A 17,266-nucleotide genomic window follows, 5' to 3' on the forward strand; every position below is an offset into this window, starting at 1 on the left:
TCAGATATCCGCAATCGAAATGGAGAACAGATTGTCGGGTCGTACAAACAGGCCAAAGGCGAGGCGCAGGCCAACGGCAAGCACCAGAAGCGCCAGCAGAAGGCGCAATTGTTCGCCGCGCAGCTTCTGTCCAGCGCGCGCTCCATATTGTGCACCGATGACACCGCCAACCATCAGCAGGAAAGCAAGCACGATGTCGATGGACTGGTTGGTGGTCGCCTGCAGGACGGTTGTGAATGCAGTCACAAAGGTGATCTGAAACAGCGAGGTTCCCACCACCACATTGGTCGGCACATGCAGCAGATAGATGAGAGCCGGCACCATGATGAAGCCGCCGCCAACGCCCATTACGGATGAGAGAAGACCGATGAAGAAACCGATACCGAGCACCGGAATGATGCTGACATAGATGGTGGATGCGCGGAACCGCATCTTGAATGGCAGACGATGTATCCACGTGTGCTGGCCGGAGCGCCGAACGGCACCAGCCTGTCCCTTCTTCACGCGGCGGAGCGCACGCACGCTTTCCACCAGCATCAATCCGCCGACAGTGCCGAGGAAGAAGACGTAGAGGATCGAAACGATCAGGTCCAACTGGCCGAGATCGCGCAGCCACGAGAACACGAAGATGCCGACGAGGGAACCCAATATGCCGCCCGCCACAAGAAACAGGCCAAGCTTGATATCGAGTGTTCGGCGCTTGAAATGCGCAAGGGCGCCGGAAACCGACGAAGCAATGACCTGATTGGCGCCGGTGGCGACCGCGATTGCAGGCGGAATGTTATAAAAGATCAGAAGCGGCGTGATAAGAAAACCGCCGCCAACGCCGAACAATCCGGACAGGAAACCCACGGCGGCGCCCATGCCGAGAAGAACCAGCATGTTGACCGACAATTCCGCAATGGGAAGGTAAATACCCAATTCCGAACCCGGCTTTCACGAACGCATGACATACAGCTGCTTGCGGTCGCGCTTCTCCGCAAGATGTTTCACCCTACTAAAACATCTCCGGCAAAATTATGAAACGGTTCTGAGCGCGGAAATGCATGAAAACAAGTAGTTAGGCTCAACTCAAACTTTGAGTTTCAACCGGACCACTCCTCATAATGTCTTGCTCTGTCGACGCAGCGGAGTCAAACGCCGATTGCCGATAAGGTTACCTCGCGGCACTCTATTCAAGGAAATTTCCGGGGTGTTGTTTAAGAACAACAAAAAGAGTGTTGAAGAGTACTGAAAAAGGTGCGGTTGAGATAATCCCATAAAATATATAGGAAATACATCGGTGGAATCGGACATTGATGCATAGTGGATCAGTCGACAACGTTCTGGCGGTTGCTGATGACGATGTTGATATCTTCTTTCGGCGTGATGACGGAATGGCCAGACGACGGATAAAACTGCGCACGGATCGAGATGCTGTCCGACATTTTACTGTCGGTCAGGCTGCCGTTCTTTATGATATAAAGATAGGGATTGGTCAGGTTTACGCTGAAGTTTCCCGCGAAACGGCTACTGGATTTGAAGCCGAAGCAGTTCATGCTTTCGGCATAATAGTTGCCATTCATCACGTTCCATTCCTCCATAGGGCTGGAACGCGTCAGGCAGGTCTTTTTGCCATCGGGTGTGGTGAAGTTCGCGTTGAATGACACAGCTATGAAGATATTCTTCAGCTCTAAACTGCCGGATAGAACTTTGAAAATGGATCTGTAGGGATGAATGTCCTCTGCGGGGACAAGCTGCTTGTCGCCGGAGGAAATTTCAAAATCGATCGCATCCCCCTGGAAACTTTTGATATCCTTGTCGAGCGCGAGGGGAATTTTCGCGATGATACCGTTTTCCATGTCGTTGTTTACGTGCAAGAGCATCGTCTATCCCCTCGTTGATAGGAGGTAAATGATAAGCCTCAACGAGTCGATTCAACCTGTCACTTCTTTCAGACACCTATGGTCGAAGCGAAAAAGGGCAGCGTGTGCTGCCCTTGAAAAATCAATGTAGCTTCAATGAATTATTTGTTCTTCTCAAGCAGAAGCTGGACCAGTTTCTGATCGACATCGCCGGTGGGCGTCTGTCCATTTGCCTTCTGGAATGCGGCAATTGCGGCGCGGGTCTTGCCGCCCATCAGACCATCGGCTGAGCCAACATCGTAGCCGTTTTTCTGAAGAATGAGCTGGATGTTGTGAACCGCCTTCTTCATGTCCACCGAGCCGGTGGTAAGTGGTTTGTTTTCGGCCCACGCGTCCGGCACGTCAATGGAATTGGTCGCCTGATCAAGCGGTTTGGCCTTCCAGAGCTTGACCGTGTCCTTGGCGTGTTCGAGCTGTTCCGGCTTCAGAGCCTTGGCAATCTGGTCACGCTTGTCTGCAGCATCCTTGTCGCCGGTATTGGCGGCGAGAGAGAACCACTTGTAGCTCTCCTCCAGATTGGCTGGCATGCCCAGCCCCTTGGCAGCAAGGATGCCGAGGTTGAACTGGCTATCCTTCACACCGAGTTCTGCAGCGTCGGTGAACCAGCGCACCGCAGACGTATTGTCCGGGTTACCATTGGCGCCGGTTGCGAAAAGGACGGCAAGATTATGCATCGCGCTTGCGTTGCCCTGCTGCGCCGAGAGCTGATACCAGGTCTTGGCCTTGTCGAGGTCGCGGGGCATGCCAAGACCCTTTTCGTTGAAATTGCCGAGGCGGTACTGCGCCGGGGCGAAGCCCTGACTTGCAGAAATCTCGTACCATTTTGCCGCCTTGGCAAAGTCGGCGGCAACGCCGCGCCCTTCCATGTAGCGGTTACCGACTTCGAAGAGGGCGCGAGAGTCGCCCTTGGCCGCAGCTTCGCGAAGTGCCACCGGTCCAGCTTCTTCCGGCACAAGCGGAATAGAGGCCTGGGTTTGGGTGGTGGGGTCGGTCGATGTGGCCGTTTCGACCGGATTGGTAGTCGCTTCGGCTGATCCGGCCTGCGGCTCGATCTGTGTAGGAATTTCTACCGTGGCCTGTTGCTCATTCGCTTGTGCCGTAATGGGTTCCTGAGCAACGTTTTCTGCGCGCGGCTCCGTGATCGGGGTTGTTGTCGCCGGTGCGATTTCAGCCGATTGAGGGGATGCGGGGGTGGTATCCGACGCGATCTTGGCGGCGATTTCGTCGGTTGGCGCAGCCGGGTTATCGGTGACGGTTGTGTCGATCTGCGGAGGGACCGTATCGATTGCCATGTCCACCGGTTCGTCGCGGTTGAGGAAGGCAGAACCGATCTGTAGACCGGCCATAGCGATCATCACGGCACCGATGGCCATCAGAATGGGTTTGCGCTGGCGCTGGATCATGTCGCCGACCGACGACTTCTTTTTGCCAGAGCGCTTGGTTGCGCCCTTCTGAAGCTGTTCGGCTTCGGCGGCGGCAAGCTGGGCGGCGCGCCGTGCTGCGGTTATAAAGTCCACCTTACCATTAGCGGCAAGTGCCGCATCGGCCGCATCTTCGCGCTGGCGGCGTTCTTCGCGCACCCGCTTCATGATCGAATTAAGATCCGGCATGCCTTCGCCTTGAGGGCGAGGAGATGGGGTTCTTTCGAGCTCAGGTTCTTCGTGCGTGATCGGCTCGATGGCAGCAAGGTCGCTTTCGAAGGCTGGCGCGTCGAGTGTCGCATCAAACGCGCTGGCTTCGAGCGTTTCGTCGTTCTTTCCAGCGGACTTGTCGGCCCTGCGACCGCGTATTGCCTTGGCAAAGCCGCCGAAGAGCGATGATTTGCCAGCCGCATCGCCCGCCTGCATGTTGACAGGACCGGTTTCACTCTGAACGGTCGCGAATGCCGCTTCCGCAGCGGCCGCAGCCGGTGAACGCGGTGCCGACGGACGCGAGGATCCAGAGTTCGGGCTCGTGAAGACCTGCTGTCTTTCGGTGTCCGGCGTATCCGGCTTTCCAACCACGTCCTGCTCAAGTCGGGCCAGACGGTCGACAATCTTGACTAGCGTGTCATGCACGGTCTCGAATGTCTTGCCGTTGCGCTCGTCGGAATTGCGCGCCAGAGCTTCGAGCGATTTCATGTCGTCGGCGAGTTGGCGGGCGATTACGCTGTCGCCATGCGAACCGTGCTGCAGAACCCGCGCGACCGCACTTTCGGCGGCTTCACGCGCTGCATCGAGTACTGTTTCGCGATTGGAGGCGATGGAGCGCTCTATGGAATCGAGACGCGGCTTCAGCTCTGCGATTTCGGCGACGGGCTGCGCCAGATGATGCGCGATATTTGCAATCTGATCTTCAAGGCTACGGATAGCCTTCATGTCGAGGCCCGGACCTTCATAGGCGGGGGCCTGCAGGAGGCCCAGCGAAATCTGCTGCGAAAGATCGTCCAGGCGGCCTTCCAGCGAGTGGATGGCGCTGCTGTCGACGTGCTGGGTAGCATATTGCGTGTCGAGACGCTGGGTCAGTTCCGCGAAACGGCGGTCGATCTTGTCCAGAACGGCAGGATGCGGCTCTTCGGCCCTGCGTTCGGCGGCTTCGAGTTTTTCGCCGATGGCTTCAAGGCGTGCCTCAACAGCCTGATAGTCGGACTGGCTGAGATTCTCCATCACCTTGCCAACCTGGTTGGCAAGCAGGTTGATCTGGTGTGCGAGCTGGTCGATAACGCCGTCCGGCATTGCCGAGTTGCTTGAAAGCCCGTCGATACGCGAGGAAAGTTCACCGAGCTTGCGATAAAGCGTGTCTGAATTCTGCTGCGTTGCCGAAGCGGCAAGCTGTTCTGCAAGTTCCGCCAGACGGCTTTCAATGCGCTCCAGGCGACGCGCACCATCCTGATCCGGGCGCTGGGCACGGCTTGTCGCGATGATGGCCCGACTTATTTCGTTCAGCCGCTCGTCGATCTGTTGCAGGCGGCCCTGTTCGAGCGACGATGCATGTTGGGGGCTGAGGGATTCCTCGATGGAATTTGCAAGCTGGCCGATGCGATCTTCGATTGCACTCAGGCGGTTCGATTGCGGTAAGGTGCCGATGGCGTCACGCACCTGCTCAAGCCGCGCGCCGATTGCATCCAGCGCCGGATCTCCTGCGTTGTGGCGCTGCTCGAACGCCTCGAAACGCGCGTCGAACTGGTCCCAGCGATTGTTGAGGCGATGCAGCGTTTCTTCGCGGGCAAGGCTCTGGACGGTGCGATTGAGCTCTTCGAGCTGGCGGCGGAGCGCCTGTGCGTTGGCCTCGCTGCTGCGTTCGGCGAGAAGGTGCACACTGTCGCTGATGCGTTCGAAATCGTCGCTCATCCGCTGTGTAAAGCCTTCTTCGCTCGCTGCGCGCTGAAGGCGGGTCATCTCACGGCTGGCACGGCTGACTTCTGCACTCGATGCATAGGCTTGCTGCGGGGCGTCATGGCTCCCGCGCATCCGGCGCAGATTTTCGGCAATTTCAGCAAGGCCAGTTACAGTCTCGTCCGGATGGCGCGCCGGCTTGCGTTCGGAGCGCAGAATGTCCCGCATATCGGGCGTGTCGTCCTTTTCCAGATCCACAAGGCGCTTTTCGAGACTGGCCAGTGTCTGATTGAGTTCTTCCATGGCAGGCGAAGGTGCGCGGCGCTCGCGGCGGGCGTTCAATTCGTCAATGATGGATCGTGAACCTGACGCCAGATCTGGGTTTGCCATGAGAAATTCACTTTTTCCAATGATAGAGACTGCCGAGAGCAAATTTCACCAGCGCAACAAGCGAGAATTTGCTCTGCTTACATTTGTACAAACGTGGTAAATAACTCGTTAATATATGCGACTAAGTGAGTGCTTTAGTGGGGCGGAAAAGCATCCCACGGTTGAGCGGGCTGAATTCGGCGTATCGAAGCAGCCTGACATGGAAAGCTGATTTATCGAGTATGGACGACGAGTGAATTGCGGCGGCGAGTGTAAATCGAAGCTGCGGCACTGACAGCAATGTCAATGTGAGCTGTCATCAACAGTGGTTCCATCGCGCAATTGTGCGGTGACCGGGCGTTTCCGGGGGCGGAAACAGGTAGAACATGAGTAAACAGACAAAAGCGCGGGAGCTGGCTGCAGATGTCGCGATTGCGGATCTGCTAACCGGCACAAGCGGGCATATGCGAAAGGAAAATCAGTCAGGCGGTCAATTATACCGGATTGGTGATCTGGCCGAGGAGTTCGACCTGACGTTGCGGGCCTTGCGTTTTTACGAAGGCAAGGGATTGCTTAATCCGCGCCGCGCGGGCGTGACGCGGCTTTACGATTACAACGACCACACACGATTGCGTCTCATCCTGTTTGGGCGCCGTATCGGCTTCACGCTGAGCGAGATGGGGCAGCTTATCAGCGTGTGGGAAAAGGGCGCCAGTGACTCCGCCGAGATTGAGCGGCTGCGCGGGCGCTTCAGGGAAAAACTGGTCGAGCTTGAGAAGAAAAAGGACGAGGTCGACCGGTCCGTCGATGAGCTTCGGGCCATTCTGGCGCGGATGGGAAAAGCGCCGATCTGATTTCCGGTATTTGAGATATGAAAATGTGACCGCCCTTGTCTGCGCCAGTCGGACAGACAAGGGCGGTCTCGATAGCTCGTTATCTCTTAAACCGAGTAACGAACTATCGTTTTGTACGTAATGAAAAATATAGAGTTGAAAATCATCGGCACCAGAATGTGACATCGGCCAGCGCACCGATACTGGCGGCGGTGGAACCGTTGCCATTTCGTCTCGACACTTTTGCAAGCCGCTGTCGCATTCTGTCTTACTGCTTCAAATGCTCCGCCCTGATGAGGTCATCGGGAAAGCAGATGTTGCCGACAAGACAGCGGGGGTAAGTGCCGAAATAATATATTGCATATCGTAAAAAGTTCCTGGTTATCAAAACGCCGCCAGCCTAACTGTTTTTAGAGTTATTCTAAATAGCAAGTTGGTGGGTGATCCGTACACATCAGGAATCGCTCATATTATAGGGTCCAAATCATTAAATTTGGCCAGCGTGACCGGGTTCGAAGTTACCGGAAATACGGGGTTTACAGGGAGGTTCTGCGTAGCGTTTCGACGCGGCGTCGCCAGGCGGAATGTTTCAGCCTGTCGCACGAAGTGTGCCGCCTGAAGGGAACTTCGACGTTGTGGTCCGGTTATCCCAGCCTTGCGACTTAACGCGAAAGTGAGGCTGAAAATGAAAAGAGCTCTTGTTCTGACCGCAGCGGCGTTTCTCGCCAGCTCCGGTTTCGCGCTCGCGCAGGACCGAGTGCTTATCGAAGTGCCTCAGGCAGCACGCGACTATGTCATCGCAAATCCGTCGGATCCTGTCGTCATTGAGGGAGAAATCAGCGATGGCTATGTCCTTCCCGATGCGGTGGCGGTTCATCCGATCCCCGAAAATCCGGATTTCGGTTATATCTATGTCAATGGCGAGCCGGTGATTGTTTCCATGCAGAACCGCCAGGTTGTCTATTACGTCGATGAGCCGAATGCCGGACCGCTCGTGCCGAAGGAAATCGTGACCTATATCGAAACCAACCCGGTTGATCCGGTCATGATTGAAGGGGATTTGGCGGAAGGCTCGGTGATCCCGGAGGACATGCCACTTGTGGCCGTTCCCGACCAGCCAACTTACTCCTATGTCTATGTGGAGGACCGTCCGGCTCTGATCGATACGCAGACCCGCCGTGTCGTTTGGGTCAAGTAAGCACGATAGAGGGGATCAAATAGGGCAAGGAAAGGCGGCAGAGTTGCCGCCTTTCCCACCCGTTACATGTGGTGCATCTGGGATGCCGGGCCGACATAATCGGCGTGATCGTCACCGTTCAAATTGCTTTGCCAGTCGACGATAACCTTTTCGCCGGGCCGCACATTTGGATGATAGGGCGGATAGAGTTCGAAGCTCTGACCGTCGGCCAAGGTGACGACGTGGCTCGCCTGATCGTAGGACTTCAGCGTTCCCATGGTGAAATCTTCCGCATGGGCGGCAAACGAAAACAGCGAAACACTTGCCGCAATGGCGGCCATAAGGTGGTACCGCATTTCAATCTTCTCCCGAATGGCGCAAACTGGACTGCGCTCCTTCGAAGGATCGTCAACTCGCATATTCATTCAACTATGCCGGGCCGATCCTGTCTATTGAAGTAGCGATTAATTTGTCGGGCTCCATAGCAAAGCCGATCAACAGAATTCACGCCCGATCACAGCTCTGCGACTGGGGTTCAAGGGTGAAAATCCCCATCTGTTATTTACAATAAAACCGTAATTGAGGGTTCATGCTGACGGAGTTGTTGCTCGATAATTTCCGGTAAACTTTGCATTTATGGACCGTTGTTTTCAACCATTCAAAAAGTTCTATGGCGAAATCGAATTGGCACTGAAAAATAAAATTGGTCTGCTACCCTTGTAGGCAGTGACATAAGGGTATATCTATTACAAATCGATTTTGTCATCGAACGACAAGGCGCGTGTTGCGTCCTGACTTTTCTTTCAATTTCGTAAAATACGCAGCGAAATTTATTTCGTTATTCTTCAACCATGCGAATCGAAAGGAATTCTCTATGGCAAACGGAACAGTAAAATTCTTCAACGGCGGCAAAGGCTTCGGATTTATTCAGCCTGATGATGGTTCGCCGGATGTGTTTGTTCACATCTCTGCTGTTGAGCGTGCAGGTATGCATACACTCAATGAAGGTCAGAAGGTGAGCTTCGAGCTGGTGGCTGATCGCCGTTCCGGCAAGAAGGCCGCTGATAATCTTCAGGCGCTGTAACTCGGCGTAAAGACGTTGTCTCCGATCTTTGACCACGGATGTACTGGCATTGATTGTTGAGGCGATTGAAAGGTCGGGTTTCTCCCGGCCTTTTTTATTTTGGAATGCATCCTGAAAGGTGTGACGCGGCTCTTCACAGGGGAGTAGGTTGAATGCTCGAAGAAAAATCGGCGGGACTGACCAAGGATACGCTCTTCAAGAAACCGCTTTCGCGCATGGAGGCAAAGAGCGCCGTAACCGACCAGACGGCTAGAGCTATCCTTCAGCACGAAAAAGCTGCGGTGGATGCCAAGACCGAACGGTTGAAAGCTGCGCGCCTTGAGCGCGACAGGCGTGATCCGTAGCATATTCGGGCGCGACAGGCGTGATCTATAGAGTGATCGTGCATTCGTGCAAGATGAATGAATGGAGACCGGTCGCAGCGGCGCGATGAAACGATGGCGTTTTGTCGGTTAGTTCGCGGGCCATGAAAGGAGTTAATTTGCAAGTCGTTGTACGAGATAATAATGTCGATCAGGCGCTGCGTGTGCTCAAGAAGAAGATGCAGCGCGAGGGAATTCTGCGTGAATTGAAAGAGCGCCGGGCTTACGAAAAGCCTTCGGAAAAGCGTGCGCGCGAGAAGGGCGAAGCTATTCGCCGTGCGCGCAAGGATGCGAAGAAGCGGGCTCAGCGCGAAGGTTTGCTGCCGAAGCCGAAGAAGAAGGTTGCTCCCACGCGGTCGAGAGCCCCAGTCGCTCCTGCAGCGACAACCTCTTCTGCTGCCTGATATATTCTCCGAAACTTTCGGAACTAGAGCGCATCGCGAAAAGCGTGAAACGGTTTTCGGATAAGATGCGCGTCAAAATAAATGGTTAGAGTGCCGATCTGATTCAATCCGATCGAAATGCGCTCTAAAAGCCATTCAAGACAGACCGCCGGATCGAAAGCGCTCCGGCGGTTTTTTATTGGCGCAGACACGGGTAACGAGGTCCGTTTCGCAGGTGCTTCCATATGCTTCCGATCTGTTCGACTGGACATTTTTCCATCCCGCACGAACTTGTGTAATTTTTGACGTTTACGGAAACGTCAAAGTAGGCTAGCTTCGACCTGAATTGACCGATCGTGCGCAAGATCCGTGATATGATCGGTCAAAACGGCAGCAAAAATGACTATTTTCGCAGAAAATCTTCCCTTTTTGTTGCAACGTGCGCGCTGTCACAACGTTTCGCTATAATGTGGCATGCAGGCATAAAACGCGGTTACGGGCTCGTTCCAGCCATCGCGGAACGGCTCAGGTGGTGAATTTGGAGGATTTCTATGCCGAGCTATCGCGCGCCAGTTGAGGATACGAATTTCGTTCTCAACGACGTTCTGAATTATCAGCGCTATAACAACCTGCCGGGCTTTGCCGACGCGTCGCCCGATGTCGTCGAGGCGATCCTGTCTGAAGGCGCGAAGCTTGCCGAAGGCACTTTGTTTCCGGTCAACCATACCGGCGATCAGGAAGGCTGCGTCCGCGCATCAGATGGTTCCGTGACGACGCCGAAGGGTTTCAAGGCCGCTTATGATCAGTATCGCGAAGGCGGCTGGCTGGGTCTCGCCGTGCCGGAACAATATGGCGGGCAGGGGCTTCCTTATTTGCTGCACACGGCGGTCGGCGAATATATGTCCTCGGCCAATATGGCGCTCACCATGTATCCGGGCCTGACACAGGGCGCGATTGCAGCGATCCTTACCCACGGCACCGATGAGCAGAAGGACACCTATCTGCCGAAGATGGTGGAAGGCACCTGGACCGGCACGATGAACCTGACCGAGCCGCATTGCGGCACCGATCTGGGTCTGCTGCGCTCCAGTGCAACACCGCAGGACGACGGTTCCTACAAGATTTCCGGCCAGAAGATTTTCATCTCGGCTGGTGAACACGACATGTCGGAAAACATCATCCATCTGGTGCTGGCCCGTATCGACGGCGCGCCGGAAGGCGTGAAGGGTATTTCGCTCTTCATCGTGCCGAAGTTCATTCTGGATGCCGATGGCAATCCGGGCGAGCGCAATGGCGTTTCCTGCGGTTCCATCGAAGAAAAGATGGGCATCCACGCCAACTCCACCTGCGTCATGAATTATGACGATGCGACCGGCTATCTGATCGGTGAGGCGCATAAGGGCCTGCGCGCCATGTTCACCATGATGAACGAAGCGCGTCTGGGCGTGGCGCTTCAGGGGCTTTCGATTGCCGAAACGGCTTATCAGAATGCCGCCATCTATGCCCGCGAGCGCATTCAGGGCCGTGCGCTTTCAGGTGCCGCAGCGCCGGACAAGAAGGCCGATCCGATCATCGTGCATCCGGATATCCGTCGCAATCTCATGAATATCCGTGCTTATAACGAAGCCGGTCGTGCGCTCATCCTGTGGACGGCGCTCAATTCCGATATTGCGCATCGTGCAGGTGACGAAGCGGAACGTCAGGCCGCAGACGATCTGGTCGGTTTGCTGACGCCGGTTCTGAAGGGTGTTCTGACCGACAAGGGGTTTGAGCATGCTGTCATGGCGCAGCAGGTCTTCGGCGGTCATGGCTACATCGAAGAACATGGCATGAGCCAGTATGTGCGCGATGCACGCATCGCCATGATCTATGAAGGTGCCAACGGCATTCAGGCGCTTGATCTGGTCGGTCGTAAGCTGGCGTTGAATGGTGGCCGTGCAATCACGGCCTTCTTCAAGGAAGTGGGCGAATTCTGCGAAACCAATCGCGAGGATGAAAAGCTCTCCTTCTATACCAAGCATCTGAAGAAGGGCGTCAACGACCTTCAGGCCGCAACCATGTGGCTGATGCAGAACGCAATGGCAAAGCCCGACAATGCCGGTGCTGCCTCCAACGACTACATGCATCTCTTTGGTCTGGTGGCGCTTGGTTACATGTGGGCGCGCATGGCGAAGGTTGCGGAGGAAAAGCTCGCATCGGGTGAAGGCAACAAGGCGTTCTTCGAAGCCAAGCTTGTTACCGCGCGCTACTATTTCGAACGGATCATGCCGGAAAGTGTGGCCCATCTGGCGCGCATCCAGTCGGGTGCGGATAGCATGATGGCGCTTAACGCAGACGCATTCTGAGTCTTTTGATTTGAGCCGGTGCCGAAAGGCATCGGCGGGCCAAATATGGCTGGAAGGAGCAAACATGGCTGAGGCTTATATTTACGATCACGTGCGCACGCCGCGCGGACGTGGCAAAAAGGATGGCAGCCTGCACGAAGTGACTGCCGTTCGTCTGGGCGCGAAGGTTCTGGAATCCCTGCGTGATCGCAACGGTATCGACACCGCCAAGGTCGATGACATTATTTTCGGCTGCGTGGATCCGGTGGGCGAAGCGGGCGCTGTCATTCCGCGCTCTTCGGCTTTTGAAGCGGGTTATGACTTCAAGGCACCCGGCATCCAGATTTCGCGCTTCTGCGCTTCAGGTCTCGATGCCATCAACTTGGCCGCTGCCAAGGTTGCCTTCGGTTCTGACGATCTGGTGATTGCCGGTGGCGTGGAAAGCATGTCACGCGTTGGCATGGGCATGTCGGGCGGTGCCTGGTACATGGACCCGTCGGTAGGCCTTCCCGGACGTTTCATGCCACAGGGCGTCTCCGCCGATCTGATCGCTACCAAATACGGTTTCTCACGCGATGACGTCGATGCCTATGCGGTCGAAAGCCAGAAGCGCGCCGCCAAGTCGTGGGAAAAGGGATATTTCAAGAATTCGGTTATTCCGATCAAGGATCAGAATGGCCTCACTATTCTCGATCATGACGAGCATATGCGCCCGACGACAGACATGCAGGCGCTGGGACAGCTCAATCCGTCCTTCGTGATGCCCGGCGAAATGGGCGGCTTCAATGCAGTCGGCATTCAGGCGCACCCGGAAGTCGAAACCATCATTCACGTCCACCACGCCGGCAATTCCTCGGGCATCGTCGATGGTGCCGCAGGGGTTCTGGTTGGCTCCAAGAAGGCCGGTAAGACCTTCGACATCAAGCCGCGCGCGCGTATCCGCGCCTTTGCCAATATCGGTTCTGAACCGGCTCTCATGCTGACCGGTCCGGTTGATGTGACGGAAAAGCTGCTCAAGCAAGCCAAGATGAAAATCTCGGATATTGATCTGTTTGAGCTCAACGAAGCCTTTGCGGCTGTTGTTCTGCGTTATATGCAGGCTTTCGATATTCTCCACGACAAGATCAACGTTAATGGCGGCGCAATCGCGATGGGCCATCCGCTCGGTGCGACCGGCGCGATGATCCTCGGTACGGTGCTGGATGAGCTGGAACGTCGCGACCTCAATACTGCGCTGGTCACTTTGTGCATCGGTGCCGGCATGGGAACGGCCACGATCATCGAGCGCGTGTAAGGGGAGGTTCAGACAATGGCTTATGTAAATTTCAAGGTTGAAACCGACGCTGACGGTATTGCTCTCGTAATCTGGGACATGCCTGAAAAGTCGATGAATGTTTTTACCGTCGATGCGATGCAAGAACTAAACGCCATCATCGACGCGACGACTGCCGATGTAAAGGTCAAGGGTGTTGTTATAACATCCGGTAAGGATACCTTCTCCGGTGGTGCCGACCTGACCATGCTGGAAGGCATGTTCAAGGAGTTCCAGAAGCAGAAGGCCAAGGACAGCCAAGGCGCGGTCCAGACCCTGTTCGACAATATCGGCAAGATGAGCGGCCTGTTCCGCAAGCTTGAAACCTGCGGCAAGCCTTGGGTTTCGGCCATCAATGGTACCTGCATGGGTGGCGCGTTCGAAATGTCGCTCGCCTGCCATGCCCGCGTGGCATCCGATGCTCCGGGCGTGAAGATGGCGCTGCCGGAAGTGAAGGTCGGCCTGTTTCCTGGTGCCGGCGGCACGCAGCGCGTTCCACGTCTTGCCAACCAGCAGGACGCGCTCCAGATGATGACGACCGGCTCCAGCCTGACGGCGCAGCGCGCCAAGGCGATGGGTCTCGTCACGGAAGTTGCACCGGCCAAGAAGCTGGTTGAAACCGCCAAGAAGCTTATCAAGGGTGGCCTCAAGCCGGTTCAGCCATGGGATGAAAAGGGCTTCAAGCTGCCGGGTGGTGCGATCTATTCGGCTGCCGGTGCCAATCTCTGGCCTGCTGCAACCGCCATTCTGCGCCGTGAAACCTCCGGCAATTATCCGGCGGCACTCGCTATCCTGAAATCGGTTTATGAAGGCCTACTGGTGCCTTTCGATACCGGTCTCAAGATCGAACAGCGCTACTTCACCGAAATTCTCCAGACGACCGAAGCGGGCATGATGATCCGTTCGCTGTTCGTGTCGTTGCAGGAGCTCAACAAGGGTGCGCGTCGTCCGGTCGATGAAAAGCCGACCAAGTTCAAGAAGATCGGCGTTATCGGCGCTGGCTTCATGGGCGCGGGCATTGCCTATGTGACCGCCAAGGCTGGCATTCCGGTGGTGCTGATCGATCGCGATCAGGAGTCCGCCGACAAGGGCAAGGCACACGCTGCTGACCTCATCGCCAAGGAAATGCAGAAGGGCCGCGCGACAGAAGCCGACAAGGAAAAGCTCTTGTCGCTTATCACTGCAACGCCTGATTATGCGCTACTCGAGGGTGCCGATCTGGTGATCGAAGCCGTGTTCGAGGATCGCGAAGTCAAGCGCGTGGCGACTGAGAAGGCCGAGGAAGTGCTGAAGACCTCCGCAGTCTTCGCGTCCAACACCTCGACCTTGCCGATTACCGGTCTTGCCAAGGTTTCGAAGCGTCCGAAAAACTTCATTGGTATCCACTTCTTCTCGCCGGTCGACAAGATGATGCTGGTGGAAGTGATCCTCGGCAAGAAGACCTCCGACAAGGCATTGGCCGTAGCCCTTGATTATGTTCGTGCGATCAAGAAGACGCCGATTGTCGTCAACGACACGCGCGGCTTCTACGTCAATCGCTGCGTGCTGCGCTATATGTCGGAAGCCTACAATATGCTGGTTGAAGGCGTCCCGGCTGCGATGATCGAGAATGCCGCCCGTATGGCTGGCATGCCGGTCGGTCCGCTTGCGCTCAACGACGAAACGGCCATTGACCTGTCACAGAAGATCCTCAAAGCAACGCTTGCCGATCTTGGTGAAAAGGCTGTCGATCCGCGCCATGTCGAACTGGTGGATAGGCTCGTCAACGAGTTTGACCGCAAGGGCCGCAAAAACGGCAAGGGCTTCTATGATTACCCGGCCAAGCCTGCCAAGAAGCACCTGTGGCCCGGCCTCAAGGATCTCTATCCACAGCAGGATCCGGACAAGATCGATGTGAAGGAACTGAAGGAACGCTTCCTTGTCACTATCGCTCTGGAAGCAGCCCGCGTGATGGAAGAAGGCATTGTCACTGATCCGCGTGAAGCCGATGTCGGCTCCATCCTCGCCTTCGGTTTCGCGCCTTATACCGGCGGTACGCTATCCTATATCGATGGCGTGGGTGCGAAGAAATTCGTCAAGCTTGCCAAGGAGTTGCAGCGCAAATACGGCCAGCAGTTCAAGGCACCGAAGCTGCTTCTCGATATGGCCGAAAACGGTGAAAGCTTTTATCAGCGCTTCAACCCGTACAAGACGGAAACGAAGAAGGCAGCGTAAGCTCCGGCTTTCTCCAGATCATCAGGCGCGGCATGTCTCATGCCGCGCTTTTTGTTTGCGCTATCCTGCCAGAACTGAATTGCATCCACCTCATTATTTCGTGAATAAGAAAATTTTCCCTGTTAATTCACCCATCTTGCGCAATTCCGGCTTTTTAGGTAGGTTTAAGCTGAAGATGGGGCGGGAAATTAGGTTTAAAATCCTCTTAAACATATCATTCTGATAGGTGATCGTTCAGAAGATATGTCGGAACCTAGGTGGCGGATCATTAATATGTTTTCTCACGATAGCGTGTGGGCGGCCATTGATGCCCTGGCTGAACGTCATTCCCTGAGCGCGTCCGGGCTGGCGCGTCGCGCAGGGCTTGACCCCACGACTTTTAACAAATCCAAGCGCTATGCTTCCGATGGGCGTGCGCGCTGGCCTTCGACGGAATCACTTGCCAAGGTGATGGAAGCAACCGGCTCCACCTTCGATGAGTTCACGCGGCTTATCCGGGGTGAAGATCGCACGCCGCAATTTGGCGAATACACGCACGACATGCAGTCGATTCCGCTGCTCGGCATGGCCGAAGCGGGCGCGGGCGGCTATTTCGACGATGCTGGTTTTCCGGCAGGGCAGGGCTGGGACATAGTGGAATTTCCCGCCGGTACGGGGGAAGGTGTGTATGCGCTGGAGGTTTCGGGCGACTCGATGTTGCCCCTTTACCGTGATGGCGATACGCTGATCGTTGCACCCAATACCGCCATTCGCCGGGGTGATCGTGTGGTGGTGCGAACGAAAGACGGAGAAGTGATGGCCAAGATCCTGCATCGCCAGACGCCGCGAACCATTGAGCTTCATTCGCTCAACCCGGAGCATCCGAACCGTACTTTCGAGGCCAAGGATATCGAATGGGTCGCCCGCATTTTGTGGGCCAGCCAGTAATGGTGCAATCGCAAGCTAGAAGTCATGCGCGCGCCGTCTTCGGCGGTTTGGCCGGTCTAACTGGCGTGGTACTGGTCGCAGCCTTCGTGGCGCCGTTCTATGGCGCGCTGGATCGCCCCGTCGTGGTCATCGATTCCGGTGATGCACAGACGAAAGTCGATTCCGGTACGGGCAACGGCATTGTCGTTGAACAGTTTGATTATAACGAGCCGGGAAAATCGCCTGAAACGGGTAATTCACCCGAGGGGACATCTCCGCAGCCGGGCCAGGCCGCTCCTGCTGAAGGGCAGCCGCCTGCGTGGAAAGAGAACGGGAAAGTAAACGATCAGGTCAATGACGGCGGCATGGAACGCGAGGCGCCACGACCGCCGCTGAGCGATCTTGGTCTTGCCACCACACCCAAGCCGCCGGAGCCACCAGCACCGGCAACGCCTGTCGATGCGGGCGAACAGATGCAGCTTCTGCAGCGTCCTGTTGCTGTGGCTGCCGGACGGCTGGAAAGCCAGGGCCGTATCGTCGAGCTGCAGGGGATTGAAATCGTTCCCGTCGAACAGATGTGCCAGACCGCTTCCGGCGAAAGCTGGCCATGCGGCATGCAGGCCCGCACCGCCTTCCGGCAATGGCTGCGCTCCCGCGCCGTCATGTGCCGCCTGCCGCAAAACGATAGTGGCGGCGCGGTCGCCACTGAATGCGTGCTGGGCAATGAGGATGCAGCCGCATGGCTGGTTGCCAATGGCTGGGCGAAGGCCGTACCCGGTGGTGCCTACGACGAAGCGGGACGCAAGGCTGTCGCAGCGCATCTCGGCATTTTCGGCGACAAACCTGATACATCCCTGCCCAATCCAGAGCTTGATAGCGGCAATATGATGGATAATCCTTCGCCTCTGGCACCCGAACCGGAGCCACAGCCGTCTTCGCCGTCGCCACAGCCGCAGGGTGATTTTCCGCCCGCACCGCCTGCACAGTGACGAACGAGGCCGACTCCCGTCGGGTCGTTCCGCTCATAAAATGAAAAAAGCCCCGAAGCTGGGTGTCCAACTTTCGGGGGTCAGTTCATCGAGCA

General features: G+C 56.1%; 14 protein-coding genes. 10 read left to right on the forward strand and 4 right to left on the reverse strand.

The features are described 5' to 3' along the window. The 3 genes from CQZ93_RS18070 to CQZ93_RS18080 all read right to left on the reverse strand — a co-directional run bounded on the left by CQZ93_RS18070 (position 1) and on the right by CQZ93_RS18080 (position 5,608). The gene (locus CQZ93_RS18070) at positions 1 to 882 is read right to left on the reverse strand and encodes a sulfite exporter TauE/SafE family protein (protein ID WP_407921838.1); all 882 of its coding nucleotides are present in this window, start codon (positions 880 to 882) and stop codon (positions 1 to 3) included. Positions 883 to 1,310: 428 nt separating this feature from the next. Continuing rightward, positions 1,311 to 1,865: a hypothetical protein gene (locus CQZ93_RS18075; RefSeq protein ID WP_105543981.1), complete on the reverse strand. Its 555-nt coding sequence runs from the start codon at positions 1,863 to 1,865 to the stop codon at positions 1,311 to 1,313. 140 nt (positions 1,866 to 2,005) lie between these two features. Continuing rightward, entirely contained in the window at positions 2,006 to 5,608 is a 3,603-nt protein-coding gene (locus CQZ93_RS18080; protein WP_105543982.1) for an SEL1-like repeat protein, read from the reverse strand. A 365-nt stretch (positions 5,609 to 5,973) separates the two neighbouring features. On the opposite strand from CQZ93_RS18080, the gene CQZ93_RS18085 reads away from it, so the two are divergent. Next, complete coding sequence (locus CQZ93_RS18085; protein ID WP_105543983.1) at positions 5,974 to 6,441, forward strand: MerR family transcriptional regulator; 468 nt, start codon at positions 5,974 to 5,976, stop codon at positions 6,439 to 6,441. Positions 6,442 to 7,105: 664 nt separating this feature from the next. Further along, entirely contained in the window at positions 7,106 to 7,618 is a 513-nt protein-coding gene (locus CQZ93_RS18090) for a DUF1236 domain-containing protein (protein WP_105543984.1), read from the forward strand. Between the two features lie 62 nt (positions 7,619 to 7,680). Here CQZ93_RS18090 and CQZ93_RS18095 read toward each other — a convergent pair whose 3' ends face one another. Continuing rightward, entirely contained in the window at positions 7,681 to 7,953 is a 273-nt protein-coding gene (locus CQZ93_RS18095) for a hypothetical protein (RefSeq protein ID WP_146114470.1), read from the reverse strand. A gap of 518 nt (positions 7,954 to 8,471) precedes the next feature. Here CQZ93_RS18095 and CQZ93_RS18100 point away from each other — a divergent pair. The 8 genes from CQZ93_RS18100 (at position 8,472) to CQZ93_RS18140 (ending at position 17,171) form a co-directional block, all read left to right on the forward strand. Further along, positions 8,472 to 8,681, forward strand: a complete 210-nt coding sequence (locus CQZ93_RS18100; protein WP_105543986.1) for a cold-shock protein — start codon at positions 8,472 to 8,474, stop codon at positions 8,679 to 8,681. Between the two features lie 152 nt (positions 8,682 to 8,833). Next, the gene (locus CQZ93_RS18105) at positions 8,834 to 9,025 is read left to right on the forward strand and encodes a hypothetical protein (RefSeq protein WP_105543987.1); all 192 of its coding nucleotides are present in this window, start codon (positions 8,834 to 8,836) and stop codon (positions 9,023 to 9,025) included. Positions 9,026 to 9,162: 137 nt separating this feature from the next. Continuing rightward, positions 9,163 to 9,447: a 30S ribosomal protein S21 gene (gene rpsU / locus CQZ93_RS18110; protein ID WP_105545200.1), complete on the forward strand. Its 285-nt coding sequence runs from the start codon at positions 9,163 to 9,165 to the stop codon at positions 9,445 to 9,447. Between the two features lie 530 nt (positions 9,448 to 9,977). Further along, positions 9,978 to 11,771 (forward strand): acyl-CoA dehydrogenase C-terminal domain-containing protein, encoded by a 1,794-nt coding sequence (locus CQZ93_RS18120; RefSeq protein WP_105543989.1) that lies wholly within the window; start codon positions 9,978 to 9,980, stop codon positions 11,769 to 11,771. 64 nt (positions 11,772 to 11,835) lie between these two features. Continuing rightward, entirely contained in the window at positions 11,836 to 13,044 is a 1,209-nt protein-coding gene (locus CQZ93_RS18125) for an acetyl-CoA C-acetyltransferase (protein WP_105543990.1), read from the forward strand. Between the two features lie 15 nt (positions 13,045 to 13,059). Beyond that, on the forward strand, positions 13,060 to 15,276 hold the full coding sequence (locus CQZ93_RS18130) for an FAD-dependent oxidoreductase (RefSeq protein WP_105543991.1): 2,217 nt from the start codon (positions 13,060 to 13,062) through the stop codon (positions 15,274 to 15,276). A 273-nt stretch (positions 15,277 to 15,549) separates the two neighbouring features. Continuing rightward, entirely contained in the window at positions 15,550 to 16,203 is a 654-nt protein-coding gene (locus tag CQZ93_RS18135) for a S24 family peptidase (RefSeq protein WP_105543992.1), read from the forward strand. Further along, positions 16,203 to 17,171 (forward strand): thermonuclease family protein, encoded by a 969-nt coding sequence (locus CQZ93_RS18140; RefSeq protein ID WP_105543993.1) that lies wholly within the window; start codon positions 16,203 to 16,205, stop codon positions 17,169 to 17,171. Before CQZ93_RS18135 ends, CQZ93_RS18140 begins: the two co-directional genes overlap by 1 nt. Positions 17,172 to 17,266 lie beyond the last annotated feature (95 nt).

The sequence above is a fragment of the Ochrobactrum vermis genome, from assembly GCF_002975205.1.
GTDB lineage: Bacteria > Pseudomonadota > Alphaproteobacteria > Rhizobiales > Rhizobiaceae > Brucella > Brucella vermis.